This window comes from Betaproteobacteria bacterium (assembly GCA_016194905.1).
Lineage (GTDB): Bacteria > Pseudomonadota > Gammaproteobacteria > Burkholderiales > JACQAP01 > JACQAP01.
Genome location: JACQAP010000019.1, coordinates 308,135 through 332,017, shown reverse-complemented (window position 1 = coordinate 332,017; position 23,883 = coordinate 308,135). Strand labels below are relative to the sequence as shown.

Annotated in this window: 21 protein-coding genes; 19 read left to right on the top strand and 2 right to left on the bottom strand. The window is 62.0% G+C overall.

Annotated elements, in window-relative coordinates; all coding sequences use genetic code 11:
• Positions 1-3: 3 nt before the first annotated feature.
• Positions 4-1,071: a cytochrome-c peroxidase gene (locus HY067_12980; protein ID MBI3528868.1), complete on the top strand. Its 1,068-nt coding sequence runs from the start codon at positions 4-6 to the stop codon at positions 1,069-1,071.
• A gap of 48 nt (positions 1,072-1,119) precedes the next feature.
• Here the strand turns inward: HY067_12980 and HY067_12975 are convergent, their stop codons facing one another.
• Both HY067_12975 and HY067_12970 read right to left on the bottom strand, forming a co-directional pair.
• Positions 1,120-2,511: a PLP-dependent aminotransferase family protein gene (locus tag HY067_12975; GenBank protein MBI3528867.1), complete on the bottom strand. Its 1,392-nt coding sequence runs from the start codon at positions 2,509-2,511 to the stop codon at positions 1,120-1,122.
• Between the two features lie 155 nt (positions 2,512-2,666).
• Complete coding sequence (locus HY067_12970; protein ID MBI3528866.1) at positions 2,667-2,900, bottom strand: hypothetical protein; 234 nt, start codon at positions 2,898-2,900, stop codon at positions 2,667-2,669.
• On the opposite strand from HY067_12970, the gene HY067_12965 reads away from it, so the two are divergent.
• The 18 genes from HY067_12965 (at position 2,874) to aceF (ending at position 23,867) form a co-directional block, all read left to right on the top strand.
• Positions 2,874-3,356 (top strand): MSMEG_0572 family nitrogen starvation response protein, encoded by a 483-nt coding sequence (locus HY067_12965; GenBank protein ID MBI3528865.1) that lies wholly within the window; start codon positions 2,874-2,876, stop codon positions 3,354-3,356. The genes HY067_12970 and HY067_12965 overlap by 27 nt on opposite strands.
• A 22-nt stretch (positions 3,357-3,378) precedes the next feature.
• Positions 3,379-4,413 carry a Nit6803 family nitriliase gene (locus HY067_12960; protein ID MBI3528864.1) on the top strand — a complete coding sequence of 345 codons (1,035 nt, stop codon included), beginning with the start codon at positions 3,379-3,381 and terminating at the stop codon, positions 4,411-4,413.
• Positions 4,376-5,446, top strand: a complete 1,071-nt coding sequence (locus HY067_12955) for an MSMEG_0568 family radical SAM protein (GenBank protein MBI3528863.1) — start codon at positions 4,376-4,378, stop codon at positions 5,444-5,446. Before HY067_12960 ends, HY067_12955 begins: the two co-directional genes overlap by 38 nt.
• A gap of 5 nt (positions 5,447-5,451) precedes the next feature.
• Complete coding sequence (locus HY067_12950) at positions 5,452-5,997, top strand: GNAT family N-acetyltransferase (GenBank protein MBI3528862.1); 546 nt, start codon at positions 5,452-5,454, stop codon at positions 5,995-5,997.
• Positions 5,994-6,998, top strand: a complete 1,005-nt coding sequence (locus HY067_12945; GenBank protein ID MBI3528861.1) for a sll0787 family AIR synthase-like protein — start codon at positions 5,994-5,996, stop codon at positions 6,996-6,998. Before HY067_12950 ends, HY067_12945 begins: the two co-directional genes overlap by 4 nt.
• On the top strand, positions 6,988-8,193 hold the full coding sequence (locus tag HY067_12940) for an MSMEG_0565 family glycosyltransferase (GenBank protein ID MBI3528860.1): 1,206 nt from the start codon (positions 6,988-6,990) through the stop codon (positions 8,191-8,193). Before HY067_12945 ends, HY067_12940 begins: the two co-directional genes overlap by 11 nt.
• Entirely contained in the window at positions 8,186-8,473 is a 288-nt protein-coding gene (locus tag HY067_12935) for an MSMEG_0570 family nitrogen starvation response protein (protein ID MBI3528859.1), read from the top strand. The genes HY067_12940 and HY067_12935 overlap by 8 nt, the downstream gene beginning before the upstream one ends.
• 4 nt (positions 8,474-8,477) lie before the next feature.
• On the top strand, positions 8,478-9,788 hold the full coding sequence (locus HY067_12930; protein ID MBI3528858.1) for an MSMEG_0569 family flavin-dependent oxidoreductase: 1,311 nt from the start codon (positions 8,478-8,480) through the stop codon (positions 9,786-9,788).
• Between the two features lie 222 nt (positions 9,789-10,010).
• Positions 10,011-11,981, top strand: coding sequence for an AMP-binding protein (locus HY067_12925; GenBank protein ID MBI3528857.1), 1,971 nt, complete (start codon positions 10,011-10,013; stop codon positions 11,979-11,981).
• A 50-nt stretch (positions 11,982-12,031) separates the two neighbouring features.
• The gene (locus HY067_12920) at positions 12,032-12,781 is read left to right on the top strand and encodes an ABC transporter ATP-binding protein (protein MBI3528856.1); all 750 of its coding nucleotides are present in this window, start codon (positions 12,032-12,034) and stop codon (positions 12,779-12,781) included.
• 171 nt (positions 12,782-12,952) lie between these two features.
• The gene (locus tag HY067_12915) at positions 12,953-13,864 is read left to right on the top strand and encodes a branched-chain amino acid ABC transporter permease (GenBank protein ID MBI3528855.1); all 912 of its coding nucleotides are present in this window, start codon (positions 12,953-12,955) and stop codon (positions 13,862-13,864) included.
• A 159-nt stretch (positions 13,865-14,023) separates the two neighbouring features.
• On the top strand, positions 14,024-15,088 hold the full coding sequence (locus HY067_12910) for a branched-chain amino acid ABC transporter permease (GenBank protein MBI3528854.1): 1,065 nt from the start codon (positions 14,024-14,026) through the stop codon (positions 15,086-15,088).
• A gap of 58 nt (positions 15,089-15,146) precedes the next feature.
• On the top strand, positions 15,147-16,478 hold the full coding sequence (locus HY067_12905; protein ID MBI3528853.1) for an ABC transporter substrate-binding protein: 1,332 nt from the start codon (positions 15,147-15,149) through the stop codon (positions 16,476-16,478).
• 131 nt (positions 16,479-16,609) lie between these two features.
• Complete coding sequence (locus HY067_12900; GenBank protein MBI3528852.1) at positions 16,610-17,428, top strand: ABC transporter ATP-binding protein; 819 nt, start codon at positions 16,610-16,612, stop codon at positions 17,426-17,428.
• A gap of 169 nt (positions 17,429-17,597) precedes the next feature.
• Positions 17,598-18,836, top strand: coding sequence for an AMP-binding protein (locus tag HY067_12895; protein MBI3528851.1), 1,239 nt, complete (start codon positions 17,598-17,600; stop codon positions 18,834-18,836).
• Positions 18,837-19,022: 186 nt separating this feature from the next.
• Entirely contained in the window at positions 19,023-19,610 is a 588-nt protein-coding gene (locus tag HY067_12890; GenBank protein MBI3528850.1) for a peroxidase-related enzyme, read from the top strand.
• Between the two features lie 133 nt (positions 19,611-19,743).
• A complete protein-coding gene (aceE, locus tag HY067_12885) occupies positions 19,744-22,404 on the top strand; it encodes a pyruvate dehydrogenase (acetyl-transferring), homodimeric type (protein ID MBI3528849.1) in 2,661 nt (886 codons plus the stop codon).
• 140 nt (positions 22,405-22,544) lie between these two features.
• The gene (gene aceF, locus HY067_12880) at positions 22,545-23,867 is read left to right on the top strand and encodes a dihydrolipoyllysine-residue acetyltransferase (GenBank protein MBI3528848.1); all 1,323 of its coding nucleotides are present in this window, start codon (positions 22,545-22,547) and stop codon (positions 23,865-23,867) included.
• Positions 23,868-23,883: the final 16 nt, after the last annotated feature.

Here is a 23,883-nt window from a genome sequence, read left to right as displayed (position 1 = left end):
GCCATGAGGATCAGGAAAAACGCCGTTCTGTACTCCTGTGCGGTCGCACTGGCGACCGGCGCTTCGGGTTTGACAGCCGAGGACAATGAGGACGCGCTGCTTGCACGGGCGCAACAGATGTTCAAACCGCTGCCCGCCGACGCGGGCACGCCGCAACGTCCGCTGACGCCGGAGCGCGTAGCGCTGGGCCGGGCGCTGTTTTTCGAGACGCGGGTTTCGAGCGACGGCAAGGGCAGTTGCGGTGGATGCCATAACCCGTATTTCTACGGCACCGACGCGCTGCCGCGTTCGGTCGGCGTGGGCGGCAAAGTCATTCCGCGCAATGCGCCGACCGTATTCAACACCGCTCTGCAATTCGTGCAGCACTACGGCGGCAATCGCGCGGACGTCGAGGAACAGGCAGTCAAGGCCCTGGTAAGCCCGCTGGCTTACGGCAACGCCGATTATGCCGCGGCCGAGGCGCGGTTGCGCGCGCTGCCCGGATACCGCGCGATGTTCGAGAAGGCATTTCCCGGCGAAGCGGAGCCGATGACGGCGCAGAACTGGGGCAAGGCGATCGGCGCATTCGAGCGCACCTTGATTACACCCGCGCCTTTCGATGACTATCTCAAGGGTGACAAGGCGGCACTGGGCGCGCAAGCGAAGCAAGGCCTCGACAAGTTCATGAGCTATGGCTGCTCCGGCTGCCACAACGGCGTCACCGTCGGCGGACAGATGTTCCAGAAGTTCGGCCTCACGCAGGACTACTGGGAACTGACCGGCAGCAAGGAAATCGACTTGTTCAAGGCCCGCGACAAGGGTCGCTTCCAGGACACCAAGAACGAAGCCGACGCCTTCATCTTCAAGGTGCAACAGTTGCGCAATGTCGCCGTCACGCCGCCGTATTTTCACGATGGCTCGGTTGCCGAACTGGGCGACGCGGTCCGCATCATGGGCAAGCTGCAACTCGGCCGCGACCTGACTGACGCCGACGTTTCGGACATCAAGGCCTTCCTGCAAAGCCTGACGGGCGAGGTTCCGGCGCAGTTTGCGGCCGTGCCCTCCTTGCCGGCCGCGGGTTACAAATACTGACGCGAATCCGCACCGACCGAAGCGGGCCCGGTGGCTCGCTTTTTTTGCCTACATCACCGTCGACGCCACCGCAGGCACTTGCACCAACGCGTCGTGAATCAGTTCCAGCGCATGCCGGCATTCGACGCGATCCACCGCACCGCCCAGACAGATGCGCACGGCTTCCGGCGGCTTGCCATCGATCGAGAACGCATCGGCGGCCACCACGCCGACCCCGCGCGAACGCAGGTGGGAAGAAAACTCGATGCGGTTCCAGGGCTCAGGCAGCGACAGCCAGATGTGGAAGGCTTCGGGATGCGTTCTGTAACTGCCTGGGGGCAGCAATCTTGCGGCGAGCTTCTGCCGCTCGACCGACTCACGCCGGATCGCCAGGAGCATCGCTTCCGCGGTGCCGTCGTTGATCCAGTGGGTGGCCAGCGCGGTCGTGACCGCAGAAGCCATGATCGTCGTTGAACGCAGGGCCGAAGAGACGATCTTGGCGCGGCGCAGATCGGGTGCGACAAGATAGGCCACTCGCAAACCGGCGCCGACGCACTTGGCAAGGCCCGATATATAGTAAGTAAGATCCGGCGCGAGCGTGGCCATCGGCATCACTGCGGCGCTCGGCAACATGCCGTAAGCGTCGTCTTCGATGATCGGCACGCTGTAGCGCAGGGCGACGTCGGCGAGTGCCGCGCGGCGAGCCGGTGAAATCACTACGGTGGTGGGATTGAGCAGCGTGGGGTTGCAATAGAGCGCTTTCGGCTGCAGTTCACGGCATGCGGTCTCGAACGCGTGCGCTTCGATGCCTTCGTCGTCCATCGGCAGCGGATGCACGCGGATGCCGAGTTGCGCGGCGATCGCCTTGACTCCGGGATACGTCGTCGCTTCCGCGCAGATCACTTCGCCGGGTCCGACCAACATCGCCATCAACGCCACGAGGGTGCTCTGAATACCCGGGCAGACCAGCACGCGGTCCGCGGTGGCCTCCGGCAATACGCGCTGCAACCAGCACGCGCCCGCGTCACGATCCTCGGGCAATCCGCCGAATTCCTGATAGCGCAACAATGAATAAAGGTCCGTCTGCGCGCGCAGGAATTCGAAGCCTTCGTGCAGTCGATCGAGCACATGCGGATCGTGCGGTTCCGGCGGCAGATTCATGGTCATCTCCAGCAGGCTACCGCGCCGCGCAGGTTGTCTCGCGCTCAACGACCGGATGAACGTCCCGCGTCCGGCGCGCGCATCGATCAACCCGCGCCGGCGCGCTTCGGCGTAGCCGCGCGCGGCCGTCGTGTAGTTGAGCCCGAGATCCCCGGCCAATTCACGCAAAGGCGGCAGGCGATCCTTCGCGGTCAGGCGCCCGCTCTTGATGTCGTTGGCGATGAGTTCGGCAATCGCCTGATAAGCGGGCTTGCCGCTTTCGCGAATGATCTTGGACCAGCGTTTGGCGAATTCGGACATGAGATGAATTTTTCGGCACGCGGCGACCTCCCACGACAAGCATTGATTGGGCCAATGATTGCATGCGTGCTCCACGGGCACAGCCGAACACGGCCGTCGCGTTTCGCACCAACGTAGAACGCGCACACGCACGATTCGCCCCGGTGTTGGGCACGCTATTGCAGCGACGACAGAGCACTGGCGCGCGTGAAATCCGTTTCCGCTGACTCTGATCCGGCATTCCCTTCGCAATAAACAACCAGTTGCGAAACTCTGGCCAATGATTGGAAATTGATCGTATCGGCAACATCGATTATTGGCATGTTGGTTGCGGCTTGGTAAGCAGTCGATTCATTTTCACTCACGCTCAAGGAGATCGCGCCATGCCCGCCGTTCAGAAAGCTGCTCACGCCAAAGGTGACTTCTTTGTCGATTACGAAGAGAAGGTATTCGAGGATGTCAAAGCCAAGCCCGGCGAAAAAGCGCTGGTGACTTTCCACACGGTCGCCTTCGAAGGCTCCATCGGCTTCGTCAATCTTCTGCAGGCAACCCGCTTGAAGCGCAAAGGCTATGACACTTCCGTGCTGTTGTACGGTCCGGGTGTCACGCTGGGCGTGCAACGCGGCTTTCCGACGCTTGGCGACGAAGCCTTTCCCGGACATCTCAATTTCAACAAGCAGCTCACCAAATTTATCGAGGAAGGCGGCAAGGCTTATGCATGCCGCTTCGCATTGCAGGCCTTGTACGGCCACGGCGAACCGTCCCTGATACCGGGCATCCGTCCGATCAGCCCGCTCGACGTCCTCGACCTGGTGCTGCTGCACAAGCGCGACAACGCGGTCGTCATCGACACGTGGACCGTGTGACGCAGCTTCTGCGGAGCCGATGATGTCCTCCAGCGAGGTCGTGCGCGTCGCCGCGGTGCAGATAGCACCGGATCTCGAGTCCGCCGATGGCACGCTTGCGAAAGTGTTGCGCGCCATCGCGGATGCAGCCGGCCGCGGCGCGCGGCTCGTCGTGTTTCCCGAAACCTTGCTGCCTTATTACCCGTATTTTTCCTTCGTGCGGCCGCCGGTTGCCATGGGCGCGGATCACATGCGGCTCTACGAACGCGCGGTGGTAGTGCCCGGGCCGGTGACCGAAGCGGTGGCCGAGAGCGCGCGCCGGCACGGCATCGTGGTCGTGCTCGGCATCAACGAACGCGATCACGGATCGCTGTACAACGCGCAACTCGTTTTCGACGACGACGGCCGCGTCGCGCTCAAGCGCCGCAAGATCACGCCGACCTACCACGAACGCATGGTATGGGGGCAGGGCGATGGCAGCGGACTCAAGGTCGTGGATACCGCCGTGGGACGCGTCGGCGCGCTGGCGTGCTGGGAGCACTACAACCCGCTCGCGCGCTATTCCCTGATGGCGCAGCACGAGGAGATCCACTGCAGCCAGTTTCCCGGATCGATGGTCGGTCAGATTTTCGCCGACCAAATGGAGGTCACCATCCGCCACCATGCGCTGGAATCCGGCTGCTTCGTCGTCAACGCCACCGGCTGGCTGACCGACGAACAGATCGTGTCGATCACGCCGGATGCCGGAATGCAGAAGGCTTTGCGCGGCGGCTGCCACACCGCGATTGTTTCGCCTGAGGGCGTGCATCTCGCGCCACCGTTGCGCGAAGGCGAGGGCATGGTCGTTGCCGACCTGGACAAGTCGCTCATCACCAAACGCAAACGCATGATGGATTCGGTCGGCCACTATGCCCGGCCGGAACTGCTCAGCCTGCACATCGACAACCGCAAGGCGGTGCCGATGTCGTTCGAATTCGAACCTCCCGGGAGTCTCAGTCATGAAAGCGTCAACACCGATGCCGCCATCCAGCCAGCAATTGATGACCGAGTTGCAGTCCTCGGGCTTAAGGCTGGTTGAACCGAACGTCGGCGCGGCCAGCCGCCGCGGCGGCGCCGGACCGTCCGATCACAAGGCCGTCACCATCGGCGGCCGCACGATCATGGTCCCGGTCCATACGACCAGCGCGTGGTCGTCGCCCTTCGTCGCCGATGTTCCAGACGCCAGCGGTTCCAGCGTGCTGACGCGCGCAGGCATCCCGATCGCTCGCATCGATTTTCCGAAGGCGCCGCGTTTCTACGCGCTGCAAACGCTGGACGGTATACCTTATTCCCAGATCGCCACGTTGCATGGCGACGACGTGCTGGCGACGACGGTGTTGCAAACCTGCATCCGCTACGGGAACCGCAAAAAATCCTGCCAGTTCTGCGCCATCGGCCAGTCGCTCGCCGCGGGCCGCACCATTACACGCAAGACGCCCGAGCAGCTTGCCGAAGTGGCGCGCGCCGCGGTGCTGCTCGACGGCGTCAAGCACATGGTGATGACCACCGGAACGCCGAACAAGACCGACCGCGGCGCGCAAATCCTTTGCGAAAGCGTCTTCGCCGTGAAGGCAGCCGTGGATCTTCCGATCCAGGGACAATGCGAACCGCCGGACGACGATCGCTGGTTTGCGCGCATGAAGGCAGCCGGCATCGACGCGCTGGGCATGCACCTTGAAGCCGTCACGCCGGAAGTGCGTGCGCGCATCATGCCAGGCAAGGCAAGCGTTCCGCTGGAACGTTACCTGGATGCGTTTGCAGCAGCAGTGGGCATCTTCGGACGCGGCCAGGTCAGCACCTATATCCTGGCCGGCCTGGGCGATTCCATCGAATCCATTCTCTCAATGAGCGAGAAGCTCATCGCACTGGGCGTCTATCCCTTCGTGGTGCCGTTCGTGCCGATCAGCGGCACCCCGCTGGAAGACCATCCCGCGCCCGAGCCGGCGTTCATGCGCGCCATTCTCGCGCCACTCGGTTCCATGCTCGGTGCCGCCGGCATGCGCTCCAGCGAAATCAAAGCCGGTTGCGGCAAATGCGGCGCCTGCTCGTCGCTGGCAACCTACGAGAGCTGACGCCGATGCTGTTCGAACCGATCGAGGACCATGTCCCCAGCGAATTCCTGGTGAAGCTCGCGCTCGATCCCTGGGAGCTGCGCGACGCGATGCGTCTGAGGAAAGCGGTGTTCTGCCATGAGCAGGGCATCTTTTCGGGCGATGATCGCGATGCGATCGACGACAGTGCCATCACCCTGGTCGCCATTTCCTGCATCGCCGGCGTGCCCGATCAGGTGGTCGGGACAGTGCGCATTCACGAGGAAAAATCCGGCGTCTGGTACGGATCGCGGCTTGCAGTGCATGCGTCGTTCCGCCGAGTCAGTCACATCGGCGCCTCGCTGATCCGGCTTGCCGTGGGGTCCGCTCACGCCCGCGGTTGCGGAACCTTTCTCGCGCACGTGCAGAGCCAGAACGCACGGATGTTCGAGCGCCTGCATTGGCGCACGCTGATGGAAGTACAACTGCACGGCAGGCCACACCATTTCATGCAGGCAGACCTGGCGCACTACCCCCCGCTGCACGAAGGCGCAACCGGTTTCATGGTTGCCGGCGGCAAGGTTGCCGCATGAACCTCGCGCAACTGGCCGGCGAGCTGCGTGCCAGCAAGGGCTTCGCGCACAAGCGCGACATCGCGGACGTGATGTCGTCGCTGGCGCGTTCGCTGCCCGAAGGCATGAAAGCGCTGGCGGCCGGCGTTCCGGTTGGCGACGACTGCGCCGCCATTGCCGATGGCGAGGGTTATCTCCTGTTCGCGATCGAGGGCTTTGTCAACGAGTTCGTCGCCGCCGAACCCTGGTTCGCGGGCTATTGCGGCGTAATGGTCAACATCAGCGACATCGCCGCGATGGGGGGACGGCCGACCGCCATCGTCGACGCGCTCTGGAGCCAGGACGGCGACCACGCCCGGCCCATGCTCGAGGGCATGGCGACCGCTGCCTCTGCCTATGGCGTGCCGATCGTCGGCGGGCACAGCAACACACGCAGCGACCGCAACCAGCTATCGGTCGCAATACTCGGCCGGGCAAAACGCCTGCTGACCAGCTTCGATGCACAACCCGGAGACCGGCTGGTCGTCGCCGTCGATCTGCGCGGCCGCTATCGCGAACCTTATGCCTACTGGGACGCCAGCACGTCGGCCCCACCGGAAAGACTGCGAGCCGACCTGAACCTGCTGCCCCTTCTGGCGGAAGCCGGTCTGTGCCGCGCGGGCAAAGACATCAGCATGGCCGGTGCCGTCGGCACTGCGCTGATGCTGCTCGAATGTTCCGGGCTCGGTGCGGTGATCAATGTGCGAGCCATCCCGCGGCCGGCAGGTGCGCCGTTGTTGCGCTGGCTGACCTCGTTTCCGAGTTTCGGCTACATCCTTGCCGTATCGCCGGCACAGGTGCGGACGGTGGTCGCGCATTTCTTGGCGCGTGACATTGCGTGCGCGGAGGTCGGAATGACCGACGCATCGGGGAAAGTGCGAATCGCCGACGGCGCAATGCAGGAACCGTTGTGGGATTTTCGCGAGAGCCTGCTGATCGGCTGCGGCACGAGCCTTGCGCGCGAGGCCGCCCATGCGCACTGAACGCCGGCTGCGCATAGCGCTGCTCGCCCATTCGACCAATCCGCGGGGCGGCGTGGTGCATGCACTCGAACTCGGCGAGGCCCTGCACGCAGCCGGTCATCATGTTGCGATCCATGCACCGGACGCGAGCGGTCGCGGCTTCTTCCGTCACACCCGTTGCGACGCCGTATCGATTCCGGCGAGACCCGTATCCGGCGGACTCGCCGAATTCGTCGGCCAGCGTATCGACGACTACGTTGACCATTTCACGCGAGCCGGAACCGATCAATGGGACATCCTGCACGCGCAGGATGCCATCAGTGCGAACGCGTTGGTGACACTGCGCGAACGCGGACTCGTAGACAACTTCCTGCGCACCGTGCACCACCTCGATACCTTTGCCGATCCGCGCATCATAGCCTGGCAAAAGCGCGGCTTTGCTTCGGCAACCCGCGTGCTCTGCGTCAGCCGGACATGGCAGGACATCCTGGCGCAAATCCATGGCGTCGCCGCCGAGCAGGTTTCTAACGGTGTGGACACGCAGCGCTTCAGCGCGCGCGCCGATGCTTCCGATGCGCAGGTACGCGCCCGCTATGGACTCGATCCGGTGGGACCGGTCCTGCTGGCGGTCGGCGGAGTCGAAGAACGCAAGAATACCTTGCGGTTGTTCCAGGCCTTCCTCGAAGTCCGCAGGAATTTGCCGCAGGCGCAGCTGGTGATCGCCGGCGGCGCCAGCTTGCTTGATCATGAATCCTACCGCGCGCGATTCGATTCCGCGGTTCGCGCGGGCGGGCTGGCGACCGGTCCCGGCCAACCGCTGGTACTCGCCGGACCGGTTGCGGACGAGGACATGCCTGCCCTGTTCCGCAGCGCCGACGCGCTGGTGTTTCCGTCAGTCAAGGAAGGATTCGGCCTGGTCGTGCTCGAAGCCATGGCGAGCGGTGTCCCGGTCGTAGTCTCGCGCATTGCACCGTTCATCGAGTATCTGCGCGACGGGGACTGTGCCTGGGCGGATCCGTTCAGTGCCGGTTCCATTGCGAGGGCGATAGTCGGTGTCTGCAAGCCTGCCATCGCCGGCGCACTGCGGCGCGCGGGACGCGCCGTGTGCGAAAACTTTACCTGGGCGGCATCGGCCGGACGTCATCTGGAGATCTACGCGGATTTCCCGGCAGACGCCGGATCCGTCCCGTCCCCGGCGGAGCATGTCCATGCCTGAGATGCATTTCCTGGTGCGATGGCCGGACGGATCGGGGCAGCGCTGCTACTCGCCTTCGCTGGTGATCAAGGATTTCTTCGTGCCCGGCCAGTCTTATCCGGTTGCGGAATTCGTCCAGCGCAGCCGCACGGCGCTCGATATCGCCAGCGAGCGCGTGCGGCAGAAGTACGGGTACGGTTGCGGTCATGCGGCTGCGCAGCTCGAGGAAATCGAGCGCATTGCCGCGCAGTTCGACAACCGCTCCGGCGTCCGCGTCACCGTGGAAGCCTTCGAGGAATGAAACCATGAACGATCTGAGCCGTCCTGAAACCTCGCGCCGGCATTGCCCGGTTATCGTCATCGGTGGCGGACAAGCCGGCCTGTCGATGAGTCATTGCCTGAAATCGCGTGGCGTCGACCATCTCGTATTCGAGAAACACCGCATCGCCCACGAATGGCGCGAAAGCCGCTGGGATTCGTTCTGCCTGGTCACGCCAAACTGGCAATGCCAGCTGCCCGGCTTTTCCTATCAGGGCAACGACCCTCACGGATTCATGAAGAAAGACGAGATCGTCAGCTACATCGAAGCCTACGCTGCATCGTTCGATCCCCCGATGATCGAAAACGCGGGCGTCAACTCCATGCGCCGCAGCCCGTCTGGCATGTTCGAACTCGAAACGACGCTGGGTCCGTTCACTTCGGACCAAGTCATCATCGCCATCGGCGGCTATCACGAACCGACCATTCCGCGCATGGCGGAGCGTCTGCCGCATAAGATTACGCAATTGCATTCATCGCAATATCGCAACTCGCAATCGCTACCCGAGGGCGAGGTGATGGTCGTGGGCAGCGGGCAGTCGGGGTGCCAGATCGCGGAAGACCTGCACCTGGCCGGCCGGCGCGTACACCTCTGCACAGGTGGTGCGCCGCGCACTGCCCGCTTTTATCGCGGCAGGGATGTGGTCGACTGGCTGCACGACATGGGCTACTACAAGATGCCGGTGCACGAGCATCCTATGAAGGAGAGCGTTCGCGCAAAGGCCAATCACTACGTGACCGGACGTGACGGTGGCCGCGACATCGACCTGCGGAAATTCGCGGCTGAGGGCATGCGTCTCTACGGGCGGCTGACCGATGTGCGCGGCGCACGGCTCGCGTTCGCCGCCGATCTCGCAAAAAACCTGGATCAAGCGGACGCGGTAGCGGAAAGCATCAAGACCACGATCGACAAATTCATCCAGTCAAAAGGCGTCGATGCGCCGGTCGAGCCGCGCTACACGCCGGTATGGCGACCGGGACAGGAACCGCGCGAAATCGATCTGGCGCATGCCGGCATCACCAGCATCGTCTGGAGCATCGGTTACCGCTCCGATTACCGCTGGATCGAGATCCCGGTTTTCGATGGCCGGGGCTATCCAAGTCACCACCGTGGCGTCACCGCTGCGCAGGGCCTGTATTTTCTTGGCCTGCCATGGCTGTACACGTGGGGATCCGGCCGATTCTCCGGAGTAGCGCAGGACGCACTCCATCTCGCCGATCGGATCCAAGGTCATATTGGTACCCGGTCGAGCACTCCCGGCGATCGGGCCCTGAACGAACTCGCGCTGGGGTCGTAAGCAGAGCCTGCACTCAATCGCCGGGTCCGGAAGAGCCGAAAACCCGCAGCCCTGATTGACGAGCCTGCCGCATAAATAAAACTGGTCTACAACGTCCCGCGGCAGCCCGGGCTTTGGCTCGGGGCAACATCGCGCCGCAAGACACAAGGGCGTGAAGATGATACAAAGGCCAGGGCTGGTCAAAGGCTGGCCCGGGCACGATAAAAAAAAGGAGGAGAGTGTTTGGCGCATTCGGATTCCACGAGCGGCGGAAGCGTTGACACCTTTCCCCTGCTTCTGTTGCAGCATGCAAGGAAGCAGGGGAACCGCACCGCCATCCGCGAGAAGGACCTCGGCATCTGGCAGCGCTGGACCTGGGCGCAGGTCGCCAACGAGGTGCGCGCGCTCGCCTGCGGCCTGGCTGCGCAAGGGTTCCGGCGCGGCATGAACCTCGCCATCATCGGCGACAACCGGCCGCGACTGTACTGGTCGTTTGCCGCGGCGCAATGCCTCGGCGGCGTGCCGGTGCCGATGTACCAGGACGCGGTCGCGCAGGAAATGCTGTTCGTCCTGGACAACGCAGAAATCGAATATGCCATCGTCGAGGATCAGGAACAGGTCGACAAGCTGCTCGAGATCCTGCCGCAGTACCCCAACCTCAAGCACATCTTCTACGACGATCCGCGCGGCCTGCGCAACTACGCCCAGCCGCAACTGATGTCTTACGACCGGCTGCGCGAAATCGGCCGCGAATTCGACCGGCGGGATCCGGGGTTCTTCGAGCGCGCCATCGGTGAAGTCCGGCCCACGGATGTGTGCGTCATGCTCTACACCTCGGGAACCACCGGCAAACCCAAGGGCGTTTGCCATACCCATGCGGGATTCGTCGCCGCGGCACGCGGCGACGTGGAGTTCGACGGGTTCACGCCCGACGACGAAGTGCTTTCCTACCTGCCGATGGCCTGGGTGGGAGACCATCTGTTTTCCTACGCGCAGGCGATGGTGGCGGGCTTCACCGTCAATTGCCCGGAGTCGCCCGAAACGGTGATGACCGACCTGCGCGAAATCGGTCCGACGTATTATTTCGCGCCGCCCCGGGTATTCGAGAACTTGCTGACGACGGTGATGATCCGCATCGACGACGCCGGCCGGATCAAGCGCCACCTGTTCCACTACTTCATGGGCGTAGCGCGCCGCTGTGGGGCGGAGATCATGGACGGCAAGCCGGTTTCGCTGTCCGACCGACTGTTGTATTGGCTCGGCGATCTGTTGATCTATGGGCCGCTCCGAAACGTGCTGGGTATGAGCCGTATCCGGGTGGCCTATACCGGCGGCGCCGCGATCGGGCCGGACCTGTACCGCTTCTATCGCTCGATCGGCATCAACCTCAAGCAGCTCTACGGCCAGACCGAGACCAGCGTCTACGTTTGCAAGCAGCCGACTGGCGCCGCCAAACTCGATTCAGTCGGCCGGCCGTTGCCGGGGGTGGAGATCAAGATAGCCGACAACGGCGAAGTGCTGGTGAAGACACCCGGCATGCTCAAGGAGTACTACAAGCGCCCGGATGCGACCGAGGAATCCATATCGCCCGACGGATATTTCCTGACCGGGGATGCCGGCTTCCTGGACGCCGACGGCGACCTGAAGATCATCGACCGGGCGAAAGATGTGGGAAAATTCGCGGACGGGTCGTTGTTCGCACCCCAGTTTCTCGAGAACAAGCTCAAGTTCTTCCCATACATCAAGGAAGCGGTCTGCTTCGGGGACAAGCGCCAAATGGCATGCGCCTTCGTCAACATCGACATACAGGCGGTGGGTAATTGGGCGGAGAAGCACAACCTGCCCTATAGCGGTTATATCGATCTCGCCGGCAAGCCCGAGGTCTACGACCTGATCCAGCAATGCGTCGAGCAGGTCAATGCCGACCTTGCCAAGGAGCCGCATCTGGCCGGCTCGCAGATCCATCGCTTCCTGGTGTTGCACAAAGAGCTCGATCCGGACGAAGACGAACTCACACGCACCCGCAAGGTGCGCCGCAGCTTTGTCGCGCAAAAGTACGCCATGCTGGTGGATGCGTTGTTCGGCGGCAAGGCCTCGCAGTTCATCCGCACGCAGGTCAAGTTCGAGGACGGCCGCACCGGCAACATCGAGGCCGATGTAAAAATCCGCGACGCCGTCACTTACCCGGCCGCGGCGCAACGCATCCGCGCCTGACTGTGAACGCGAACCCGGCCGACCGCCGTATCGGCGACGTGATCCTGAAGATGGAGAACATCTCGCTCGCCTTCGGCGGCGTCAAGGCACTCAACGAGATCAGTTTCGACGTGCGCGAACACGAGATCCGCGCCATTATCGGGCCCAACGGCGCCGGCAAGAGTTCGCTGCTCAACGTCATCAATGGGGTGTACCACCCTAACGAGGGTACCGTCACCTACAAGGGCAACACGCGCCGGCAGATGCGCCCGCACGAGGCGGCGAGCCAGGGAATCGCACGCACCTTTCAGAACATCGCGCTGTTCAAGGGCATGACGGTGCTGGACAACATCATGACCGGGCGGACGCTGAAGATGCACGCCGGCTTCCTGTCGCAGTGCCTGTACTTCGGCAAGGCGCGCCGTGAGGAGCTTGAGCACCGCAGGATGGTCGAGAACATCATCGACTTTCTGCAAATCGAATCGATCCGCAAGACGCCGGTGGGGCGGCTCGCCTACGGCCTGCAGAAACGGGTCGAACTCGGCCGCGCGCTGGCAGCGGAACCGGAACTGCTGCTGCTCGACGAACCGATGGCCGGCATGAATGTGGAGGAAAAACAGGACATGAGCCGCTTTATCCTCGACGTCAACGACGAATTCGGCACGACGATTGTGTTGATCGAGCACGACATGGGCGTGGTGATGGATCTGTCGGACCGCGTGGTGGTGCTCGACTACGGCCGCAACATCGGCGACGGCACGCCGGACGAGGTTCGCAGCAATCAGGCCGTGATCGATGCCTATCTGGGCGTCGCCCATTAACGGTGAGGCGTGAGGCGAGAAGCGTGAGACGTAACGACAAAAGAATACCCGTTGTGATCCTCGAGGCCATGGACATTCACCACAGCCGGCGCCAGCGCGTGTCGGGTGTTGCACCTTCGCATTTACGCCTTTCGCCTCACGCCTTACCCCCTTACGCCTCACGGACTGACCATGTCTTTTTTTCTTGAGGTGCTGATCGGCGGGCTGATGGCGGGAGTTCTCTACTCGCTGGTGGCCCTGGGATTTGTGCTGATCTTCAAGGCGTCCGGCGTCTTCAATTTCGCCCAGGGTGCGATGGTGCTGTTCGCCGCGCTGACGCTGGTGCGGTTGATGGAAATACTGAAGGGAACGTTTTCTCCATTCCTGCTGGCACTTGCGATAACCATTGCCGTCATGATCGGGCTTGCGCTTGTCATCGAGCGGCTGGTGCTGCGGCCGCTGGTGAACCAGGCTGGCATCAGCCTGTTTATGGCCACCATCGGCATCTCCTATTTCCTGGACGGTTTCGGGCAATCGGTGTGGGGCAGCGACATTTACAAGCTTGATATCGGCATGCCCAAACGTTCGCTGACGCTGTTCGAGTCCGTGTTCGAGGGAGGCGTGCTGGTGCCCGGCGGGGACCTGGTCGCGACGCTGATCGCCGGTCTGCTGGTCGCGGGTCTGGCGATTTTTTTCCAAAAGACCCGCATCGGCCGGGCGCTGCGTGCGGTGGCAGACGATCACCAGGCCGCTCAATCGGTCGGCATTCCGCTCAACTACATTTGGATCATCGTGTGGACGGCTGCGGGCCTGGTCGCGCTGGTGGCCGGCATGGTGTGGGGATCCAAGCTCGGCGTGCAGTTTTCGCTTGCGCTGGTCGCCCTGAAGGCGCTGCCAGTGCTTATTCTTGGCGGGTTCGAATCGATTCTTGGCGCCATCGTGGGCGGGCTCATCATCGGCGCCGGGGAAAAGCTTTCCGAGGTTTACCTCGGACCGCTGGTCGGCGGCGGCATCGAGAACTGGTTTGCCTACGTGCTGGCGCTGCTGTTCCTTCTCGTCAGGCCCGAGGGTCTGTTCGGGGAGAAACATATTGATAGGGTCTGAAAACCGGTGAGGCGAGAGGCGTGAGGCGTAACGACAAAAGAATAGCCGTTGGGATCCAGAAGGCCATGGACATTGACCACAGCCGGCGCCGGCTCATTTCGACTGTTGCACCTTCGCAATTACGCCTCACGCCTCACGCCTAACGCCTAACGCCTCACCATGTTCTACAGAGAAGCGGGACAATTCAAGACTTCCTACGGCGCCGACCAGGCGGTGTTCCCGATCCTTCAGGATCGGGTCTTCATCGCACTCTGGCTTGCGATCGGTTTCATTCTGGTGCCGCTTGTTTCGACCGAGTATCTTTTTCGCGCCATATTCATCCCTTTCCTGATCATGTCGCTCGCGGCGCTCGGGCTCAATTTGCTGGTCGGCTACTGCGGGCAGCTTTCACTCGGAACCGGCGGTTTCATGGCTGTGGGCGCCTACGCCGCCTACAACCTGAGCGTGCGCATCCCGGGCCTGAATCCGCTGGTGGCGTTTCTGCTCGCCGGCGGCGTAACGACGGTGGTCGGCATCGTGTTCGGCATTCCCAGTCTGCGCATCAGGGGTTATTATCTGGCCGTGGCCACCCTGGCCGCGCAATTCTTCCTGGATTGGGTGTTCAGCCGGGTCGCGTGGTTCACCAACAACTCACCATCGGGTTCCATCACCGCACCGCCGATAACGCTGTTCAGCCTCACTTTCGAAACCCCGGTCAAGAAGTACCTGCTGTGCCTTGCAATCCTGGTGTTGTTCGCGGTGGTAGCGAAGAATATCGTGCGCGGCCGCATCGGACGCGTCTGGATGGCGACGCGCGACATGGACGTAGCCGCGGAAATCATCGGCATCCGCCCCATGTACGCGAAACTTTCCGCCTTCGCGGTGAGTTCATTCTTCATCGGCGTGGCGGGTGCGCTCTGGGCATCCGTTCACCTGGGCTCATGGGAACCGCTCGCCTTCGACATCAATCGGTCGTTCAGCATCCTTTTCATGGTCATCATCGGCGGGCTGAGTTCAATCCTGGGCAGTTTGCTCGGGGCCGCCTTCATTACCCTGCTGCCGCTATTGCTCAACCAGCTACCCCAATGGTTCGGCATCGCCATTTCAACGGCGATGATCTCGCACCTGGAATCGATGATCTTCGGGGCTCTGATCGTTTTTTTCCTGATCGTGGAACCCTTGGGATTGGCGCGACTGTGGCACATCGGTAAGGAAAAATTGCGCTTGTGGCCGTTCCCATATTAACTTGACGAACAAGCAAACCACAGCCGGCCGCGGCACCATTCCAAAAGGAGGCAACACCATGGAAAAATTTTTCAGTCTCAAAATCCTAGTGCTGGGAGCCGCCGCGGCGGGCGCGCTCTTGGCGGCGGCGCAGACGTTCGCGCAGGCCAATGAACAGTTCGTCCCGGCGCTCGTTTATCGAAGCGGCCCTTACGCGCCCAACGGCGTTCCCTGGGCGAACGGCTATTCGGACTACCTGACCCTGGTGAACGAGCGCGACGGCGGCATCAACGGTGTGAAGATCGTTTTCGAGGAATGCGAAACTGGCTACTCCACCGACCGCGGCGTGGAGTGCTACGAGCGCCTGAAGGGTAAGGGACCCACCGGTGCGGCTGTGTTCAGCCCGCTCTCCACGGGGATCACCTACGCACTGACGGAAAAGGCGCCAGTGGACAAGATCCCGCTGATTACCATGGGCTACGGCCGCTCCGAATCCGTGGATGGCAGCGTGTTCGCGTGGAACTTCCCGTTGTTGGGCACCTATTGGACTGCCGCCGATGTGATCATCCAGTATATTGGCCAGATTAACGGCGGCCTCGACAAGCTCAAGGGCAAGAAAATCGCACTGGTGTATCACGACTCGCCCTACGGCAAGGAGCCGATCCCGCTGCTTAACGAGCGCGCCAAGCGCCATGGCTTCGAACTGCTCACGATCCCGGTCACGCACCCGGGCGTGGAGCAAAAGGCTGCGTGGTTGCAGGTCCGTCAGAACCGTCCCGATTACGTGCTGCTGTGGGGTTGGGGTGTGATGAACTCCACCGCCATCAAGGAAGCGGTGGCGGTGAACTATCCGCGCGACCATATGATCGGCGTATGGTGGGCCGGCGCGGAGCCAGACGTTCTGCCCGCGGGCGAAGACGCGAAGGGCTACAACTCCATCGCCCTGCAGCACTCGGCAGGCCAAATAGCGGTGCACGCGGACATCCTGAAGAATGTGTACGACAAGGGCAAAGGCGCAGGCAAACGGGAGGAGGTGGGGCACGTGCTCTACAACCGCGGCATGCTCAACGCCATGCTGGTGGTCGAATCGATCCGCACTGCCCAGGGAAAATACGGCAGGAAACCGATGACCGGCGAACAGGTGCGCTGGGGGATCGAGAACCTCAACCTCGACCAGAACCGTATCAAGCAACTCGGTTTTGCCGGCATGCTGCAACCGCTCAAGGTATCGTGCAATGATCACGAGGGTGTGCGCCATGCGCGCATCCACCAGTGGGACGGCGCCAAGTGGAAGTTCGTGTCGGACTGGATCGAAGGCGACAACACGGTGCTGCGCCCGATGGTGGACGAGGCGGCCAAGAAATACGCCAAGGAAAAGAACATCACCCCGCGTGACTGCACAAAGGCGTGAACGAAAGTAATGGGGAAAAGTGTGAATGAGTGAAGGGTTTCCCTTTCCTCCGTCACCTGGGGGAGAGGGCGGGGTGTGGGGGATCACGCATTCACCCTTCACGCATTCACCTACCGATTCAGAACCTGAACATGTCAGCACAAGCTCAAGCCGCCCTCCTGACCGTAAATAACATCGAGGTCATCTACGACCACGTGATCCTGGTGTTGAAGGGAGTGTCCCTCGAGGTGCATGGCGGGCGCATCGTCGCGCTGCTGGGTGCCAATGGCGCGGGCAAATCCACCACGCTCAAGTCAATTTCCAACCTGTTGCGCGCCGAGCGCGGCGAAGTCACCAAAGGTTCGGTGGAATTCGATGGCGAGCGAATCGATCAACGGAATCCCTCAGACGTGGTCAAGCGCGGCATCGTGCAAGTGATGGAAGGGCGCCATTGCTTCGCCCACCTCACAGTGGAGGAAAACCTTCTTACCGGCGCGTTCACCCGCAGCGTGGGTCGCACCGAGATTGCCGCAGACCTTGACAAGGTCTACACCTATTTTCCGCGTCTGAAGCAGCGCCGCGGCAGCCTTGCCGGCTACACGTCAGGTGGCGAACAGCAGATGACCGCGGTGGGCCGCGCGCTGATGGCACGACCGCGCATGATCCTTCTCGATGAGCCTTCGATGGGCCTCGCGCCGCAGATCGTCGAGGAAATCTTCGAGATCGTGCGCAGCCTGAACCAGAACGAAAAAGTGAGCTTTCTTCTTGCGGAGCAGAACACCAACGTCGCGCTGCGTCATGCCGACTACGGCTACATACTCGAGAACGGCCGGGTGGTGTTGGACGGCCCGGCTTCCAATCTCGCCAGCAACGAAGACGTGAAGGAGTTCTATCTCGGCCTGTCGACCGCGGGACGCAAGAGCTTCCGCGACGCCAAACACTATCGCCGCCGCAAGCGCTGGCTGGCGTAAAAACTGTGTTCACCACGGAGGACACGGAGGAAAGGCAACAACGGAAAGACAGGCGCGATATGAAAATCTGGTCCGGTGGCATCATGACCACTGGCGCAAGGTTTTAACACTCGTCTGCCTTGTTTGCCTTTGTTTTTCCTCCGTATCCTCCGTGGTTCAAAAATTTTCTATGACTGACTACTACGACGACCTTGAAACGCGTGACCCGGAAGCGCGCGAGCGCGCGCTGTTCGGCGCGCTGCCCGGGCAGATTCGGCATGCGACAGCCAATGCCGCTTACTTTGCGCGGCTGCTGAGGGACGTCGATCCGAACGCGATCCGCGATCGCAAAGCGCTGGCCGGACTGCCGGTCACGCGCAAATCCGATCTGATTGCATTGCAAAAGGAATCGCCGCCGTTCGCCGGCATGACGGCAACCGCTACCGGCGATCTCGGCAGAGTATTTTCGTCACCCGGTCCGATCTATGACCCGCAGGGTGCGCGCGGAGATTTCTGGCGCTTCGGCCGCGCGTTGTTCGCCGCCGGTTTCCGCCGCGGAGATCTCGTGCACAACACTTTTTCCTATCATTTCACGCCAGCCGGTTTCATGATGGACCTTGCCGCGCAGGCAGTCGGCTGCGCGGTGTTCCCTGCCGGCGTCGGACAGACCGAACTGCAGGTCGCGGCCATTGCCGACCTCAAACCGGACGGTTATGCCGGCACGCCGTCTTTCCTGAAGATCATTCTCGAAAAAGCGGATGAATTGAAAGCGGATGTCACCAGTCTGAAAAAAGCGAGCGTGTCGGGCGAGGCCTTGCTGCCGCCGGTACGCGAAATGCTCAAGACTCGCGGCATCGAGGTGCGGCAAAGCTATGGCACAGCGGATCTGGGATTGATCGCCTACGAAACCGAACCGATGGGCGGACTCGTGGTGGACGAAGGCGTCATTGTCGAGATCCTGCGCCCGGGCACCGGCTATCCGGTTGCCGAGGGAGAAGTCGGCGAAGTCGTCGTCACTACGCTATGCAACGAATATCCGCTGATCCGCTTCGCCACTGGCGATTTGTCGGCAATGGCAGTGGGCGTGAGCGCCTGCGGCCGCACCAACATGCGCATCAAGGGCTGGATGGGTCGCGCCGACCAGACGACCAAAGTGAAGGGCATGTTCGTGCATCCGTCGCAGATCGACCAGGTCGTCAAACGCCATCCCGAAATCCTGAAGGCGCGTCTGACCGTGGAGCACGATGCCGAGCGCAACGATCGCATGCGATTGCGCTGCGAAGTTCGCAGCCGCAACGATGCGCTGTCACAGGCCATCGCCGACAGCGTGCGCGATGTCTGCAAACTGCGCGGCGATGTCGAATTCGCCGACCCTGGCTCACTGCCGAACGACGGCAAGATCATCGAGGACTTGCGCAAATACGATTAACCCTTCACCGCAAAGGCGCGAAGGCGCAAAGGAAACGCGAAGGAGAGCAAGAACAACAATAACGAAAAACTCGGCACAACTGTCACTTTGCCAGGACCATTCCGGATTCAGTCTTGTATTCCTTTGCGTGCCCTCCTTTGCGCCTTCGCGCCTTTGCGGTTCAGTCCTAGGATTTAGAGAGTAACCATGTCCACCCACGCAATCAGCAATTATCCAGTACCGAAACTCGAAGAACTTCCCGACGACGTCCGCGACAAGATGCTCGAGGTCCAGCAAAAGGCCGGGTTCATTCCGAATGTATTCGTGACGCTGGCGCATCGTCCGGACGAGTTTCGCGCCTTCTTCGCGTATCACGACGCGCTGATGCTGAAGGAATCCGGTCTGTCGAAAGCCGAGAAGGAAATGATTGTCGTCGCCACCAGCGGACTCAGCCAGTGCCCGTACTGCGTGATCGCGCACGGCGCCATCCTGCGCATCTACGCGAAGAATCCGCAGATCGCCGACCAGGTGGCGATTCACCATCGCAAGGCCGACCTCACGCCGCGGCAGAAGGCGATGCTGGATTTCGCCTGTAAACTCTCGCGCACGCCCGAGGCGATGACCGATGCGGACCACGACGTCCTGCGCGGCCACGGCTTCAGCGCGGAGGATATTTGGGACATCGGCGGCATCACCGCGTTCTTCGCGCTGTCCAACCGAATGGCGCACCTGATCGACATGCGCCCGAACGACGAGTTCTATTTGCTTGGACGCGCCCCGCCCACCCCGAAATGACGCAACGCAAGCCGTGCCGGGCACGGCTTGCGGCCTGCCCGCGGTGCTATAATTTTTTACCGAATGGAGACCGCAGCACAAACGCTGCAATCCCCCGAAAAACAGCGACAGCAATCTCACCCAAGGTAGAGCCATGGCAGCACTTCCGGATGACGATCCGCAAGAGACAAACGAGTGGCTGGATGCCCTCGACGGAGTCCTGCAGCATGAAGGTCCCGAGCGAGCGCACTACATCCTCGAGCAACTGATCGAGAAGGCGCGGCGCTCAGGCGCCTACCTTCCGTACAGCGCCAATACCGCCTACATCAACACCATCCCGCCCGGTCAGGAGGACCGCTCCCCCGGCGATCACGAACTGGAACATCGCATCCGCTCGTATGTGCGCTGGAACGCCGCGGCAATGGTGTTGCGCGCCAACAAGCAATCCTCGGAGCTCGGCGGCCATATCGCCAGCTTTGCGTCGGCGGCAACGCTGTACGACGTCGGTTTCAATCACTTCTGGCATGCACGGTCGGAAAATCACGGCGGCGACCTGGTGTTCGTGCAGGGGCATTCGGCCCCCGGCGTCTATGCCCGCGCCTTCATGCTCGGCCGGCTGTCGCGGGAGCAGATGGACAGCTTTCGTCAGGAAGTGGACGGCAAAGGCCTGTCTTCCTATCCGCACCCGTGGCTGATGCCGGATTTCTGGCAGTTCCCGACAGTATCGATGGGACTGGGTCCCATCATGGCGATCTACCAGGCCCGCTTCATGAAATACCTTCAGGACCGCGGCCTCGCCAACACCGAGGGGCGCAAGGTCTGGTGTTTCCTCGGCGACGGCGAGATCGATGAGCCCGAATCGATGGGCGCGATCGGCGTGGCCGCGAGAGAGAAACTCGACAACCTCATTTTCGTCGTGAACTGCAATCTGCAGAGGCTGGACGGCCCGGTGCGCGGCAACGGCAAGATCATCCAGGAACTCGAAGCGGATTTCCGCGGTGCCGGCTGGAACGTGATCAAGGTGATCTGGGGCGCCTACTGGGATCCGCTGCTGGCCAAGGACAAGAACGGCACGCTGGTCAAGCGCATGGAAGAAGCGGTCGACGGCGAGTATCAGACTTTCAAATCCAAGGACGGTGCCTACGTGCGCAAGCACTTCTTCGGCAAGTATCCGGAGTTGCTGGAGATGGTGGCCAACATGTCCGACGACGACGTCTGGCGCTTGAATCGCGGCGGCCACGATCCGCACAAGATGTACGCCGCCTATGCCGCGGCGATGAAAACCGTGGGCCAACCGACCGTGATCCTGGCCAAGACCATCAAGGGTTACGGCATGGGCGAAGCCGGCGAAGCGCAGAACATCACCCACCAGCAGAAGAAAATGGGCACGACGTCGCTGAGGGCATTCCGCGACCGCTTCGACCTGCCGGTGCCCGACGACAAACTGGATGAAGTGCCTTACCTGACGTTCGAAGAAGGCTCGCCGGAACTCGACTACATGCGCAAGCGCCGCGAAGCGCTGGGCGGCTACCTGCCCTCGCGCCGGCAAAAGGGCGATACGCTGGAAATCCCGCCGTTGTCCGCCTTCGAGCCGCTGCTGAAGAGCTCGGAGGAACGCGAGTCGTCGTCGACGATGGCGTTCGTGCGCATTCTGAACATCCTGGTGAAAGACAAGAACGTCGGCAAGCGCGTGGTGCCGATCGTACCGGATGAGTCGCGCACCTTCGGCATGGAAGGCATGTTCCGCCAGCTCGCCATCTGGTCCTCGGTCGGGCAGCTGTACACGCCGCAGGACGCCGAACAGTTGATGTTCTACAAGGAGGACAAGCAAGGGCAGATCCTGCAGGAGGGCATCAACGAACCCGGCGCGATGTCGTCATGGATCGCGGCGGCCACGTCGTACTCGAATCACGGCGTGTCCATGATCCCGTTCTACATCTATTACTCCATGTTCGGCTTCCAGCGCGTCGGCGACCTGGCCTGGGCGGCGGGCGACCAGCGTGCGCGCGGTTTCATGCTCGGCGGCACGTCCGGGCGCACCACGCTGAACGGCGAAGGCCTGCAGCACGAGGACGGCCACAGCCACATCCTGTCGTCGACGATTCCGAACTGTATCTCGTACGACCCGACCTACGCTTACGAAGTCGCGGTCATCATCCAGGACGGCCTGCGCCGCATGTTCAAGGAGCAGGAGGATGTTTTCTACTACATCACGCTGCTGAACGAAAATTATGTCCAGCCGGCAATGCCGAAGGGCGTGGAGGAAGGCATCCTCAAGGGGATGTACAGATTGTCCGAAGGCAAGGGCAAGAAGGCTGCACCGCGAGTGCAATTGCTGGGCAGCGGCGCGATTTTGCGCGAAGTCATCGCTGCGCAGGACCTGCTGGAAAAGGATTTTGGCGTCGCGGGGGATGTCTGGAGCTGCCCCAGCTTCAACGAGCTGCGCCGTGAAGGCCTGGATGTGCAGCGCTGGAACCTGCTGCATCCGGAAGACAAGCCGCGCGAAACCTATGTCGGCCGTTGCCTCAATGCAGCGTCCGGTCCGGTGGTGGCCGCGACCGATTACATGAAGCTGTTCGCCGATCAGATCCGTCCGTTCCTCTACAAGCACTATGTCGTGCTCGGAACTGACGGTTTTGGCCGCTCGGATTACCGCCGGCAGTTGCGCAAGTTCTTCGAAGTGGATCGCTACTACGTGACGGTGGCGGCGCTGAAGGCGCTGGCCGACGAAGGCAGCGTTCCGGCCGCGACGGTCGCCAAGGCAATCAAGAAATACGGCATCGATCCCAACAAGCCGAACCCGGTCACGGTATGAAATTCGGTGAATGCGCGAATGAGTCTGCGTTTGTTCACCCTTCACCTTTCACGCCTTTATGGCCAAAGGCCGGTATCCCGCCGAGCGGGGCACACATTCACAGATCCATCATTTACCATTCACTATTCACTGAATAAATTATGGGCAGCCTCAGAGACGTCCTCGTCCCCGATATCGGCGACTTCAAGAACATTCCGGTGATCGAAGTTCTGGTCAAGCCGGGCGATACCGTGAAGGCGGAGGATTCGCTGATCACGCTGGAATCCGACAAGGCGACGATGGAAGTACCGGCGCCGTTCGCCGGTGTGGTGAAGGAATTGAAAATAAGACCCGGCGACAAGGTATCGGAAGGCGCGGCGATCCTCAGCCTGGAAATCAGCGAAGGCGCGGCAGCCCCGGCGCCTGCAGCGGCACCACAGAAACCCGCCGCCGCACCTGCTCCAGCGCCAGCTCCCGCGGCCCAACCGCCGGTGCCGGCCGCCGCAACGCCCGCACCCGCGCCACCGGTCGCCGCACCTGTCGCTGCTGCGATCAACGAAGAAGGATTTTCCCGCGCGCACGCGAGCCCTTCCGTGCGCCGCTTCGCGCGCGAACTCGGTGTCGACCTCGGACGCATCAGGGGCAGCGGGCCCAAAGAACGCATCCTCAAGGAAGATATCGCCGGTTTCGTCAAAACCACGCTGGCACAACCGTCCGGCGGAAGCGGCGGCGAGGCAGGACTGTCGCTCGGATTGCCGGCGTGGCCACAAGTGGATTTCGCGAAGTTCGGCCCGGTGGAAACCCTTGCGCTGTCGCGCATCAAGAAAATTTCCGGCCCGGCCCTGCATCGCAACTGGGTATCCATCCCCCACGTCACGCAGAACGACGAAGCCGACATCACCGAACTCGAAGCCTTCCGCAAGAGCATGGCAGATGAAGCGCAGAAGCAGGGCGTCAAGCTCACGCCGCTCGCCTTCATCATGAAGGCCGTCGTCGCTGCGCTGAAGAACCATCCGGAATTCAATTCTTCGCTCGCGCCCGCGGGCGATGCGCTGATTCTGAAGCGCTACTATCACATCGGTGTCGCAGTCGATACACCGGGTGGGCTGGTGGTGCCGGTGGTTCGCAACGTCGATCAGAAAGGCGTCCTGCAACTGGCGAAGGAACTCGCGGAGACCAGCGCGAAGGCGCGCGACGGCAAGCTGGGGCCGGCCGAGATGCAGGGCGGGACGTTCTCCATATCGAGCCTGGGTGGAATCGGCGGCACACATTTCACGCCGATCATCAATGCTCCCGAAATCGCGATCCTCGGGGTATCGAAGTCGTCGACGAAACCGGTCTGGAAGGACGGACAGTTCGTACCGCGACTGATGATGCCGCTGTCGCTGTCCTACGATCACCGCGCGGTGGACGGCGCGCAAGGCGCGCGGTTCATTACCAACTTGTCAACCACCCTCTCGGATATCCGCCGCGTCCTTTTGTGAACGGTTATCGGCGAAC

What these genes read in the sequence shown, in the direction of transcription:
- HY067_12980 (MBI3528868.1), top strand. Translation starts at nt 4, where the DNA reads ATGAGGATCAGGAAAAACGCCGTTCTGTACTCCTGTGCGGTCGCACTG.
- HY067_12975 (MBI3528867.1), bottom strand. Translation starts at nt 2,511, where the DNA reads ATGTCCGAATTCGCCAAACGCTGGTCCAAGATCATTCGCGAAAGCGGC.
- HY067_12965 (MBI3528865.1), top strand. Translation starts at nt 2,874, where the DNA reads ATGCCCGCCGTTCAGAAAGCTGCTCACGCCAAAGGTGACTTCTTTGTC.
- HY067_12960 (MBI3528864.1), top strand. Translation starts at nt 3,379, where the DNA reads ATGTCCTCCAGCGAGGTCGTGCGCGTCGCCGCGGTGCAGATAGCACCG.
- HY067_12955 (MBI3528863.1), top strand. Translation starts at nt 4,376, where the DNA reads ATGACCGAGTTGCAGTCCTCGGGCTTAAGGCTGGTTGAACCGAACGTC.
- HY067_12950 (MBI3528862.1), top strand. Translation starts at nt 5,452, where the DNA reads ATGCTGTTCGAACCGATCGAGGACCATGTCCCCAGCGAATTCCTGGTG.
- HY067_12945 (MBI3528861.1), top strand. Translation starts at nt 5,994, where the DNA reads ATGAACCTCGCGCAACTGGCCGGCGAGCTGCGTGCCAGCAAGGGCTTC.
- HY067_12940 (MBI3528860.1), top strand. Translation starts at nt 6,988, where the DNA reads ATGCGCACTGAACGCCGGCTGCGCATAGCGCTGCTCGCCCATTCGACC.
- HY067_12935 (MBI3528859.1), top strand. Translation starts at nt 8,186, where the DNA reads ATGCCTGAGATGCATTTCCTGGTGCGATGGCCGGACGGATCGGGGCAG.
- HY067_12930 (MBI3528858.1), top strand. Translation starts at nt 8,478, where the DNA reads ATGAACGATCTGAGCCGTCCTGAAACCTCGCGCCGGCATTGCCCGGTT.
- HY067_12920 (MBI3528856.1), top strand. Translation starts at nt 12,032, where the DNA reads ATGGAGAACATCTCGCTCGCCTTCGGCGGCGTCAAGGCACTCAACGAG.
- HY067_12915 (MBI3528855.1), top strand. Translation starts at nt 12,953, where the DNA reads ATGTCTTTTTTTCTTGAGGTGCTGATCGGCGGGCTGATGGCGGGAGTT.
- HY067_12910 (MBI3528854.1), top strand. Translation starts at nt 14,024, where the DNA reads ATGTTCTACAGAGAAGCGGGACAATTCAAGACTTCCTACGGCGCCGAC.
- HY067_12905 (MBI3528853.1), top strand. Translation starts at nt 15,147, where the DNA reads ATGGAAAAATTTTTCAGTCTCAAAATCCTAGTGCTGGGAGCCGCCGCG.
- HY067_12900 (MBI3528852.1), top strand. Translation starts at nt 16,610, where the DNA reads ATGTCAGCACAAGCTCAAGCCGCCCTCCTGACCGTAAATAACATCGAG.
- HY067_12895 (MBI3528851.1), top strand. Translation starts at nt 17,598, where the DNA reads ATGACTGACTACTACGACGACCTTGAAACGCGTGACCCGGAAGCGCGC.
- HY067_12890 (MBI3528850.1), top strand. Translation starts at nt 19,023, where the DNA reads ATGTCCACCCACGCAATCAGCAATTATCCAGTACCGAAACTCGAAGAA.
- aceE (MBI3528849.1), top strand. Translation starts at nt 19,744, where the DNA reads ATGGCAGCACTTCCGGATGACGATCCGCAAGAGACAAACGAGTGGCTG.
- aceF (MBI3528848.1), top strand. Translation starts at nt 22,545, where the DNA reads ATGGGCAGCCTCAGAGACGTCCTCGTCCCCGATATCGGCGACTTCAAG.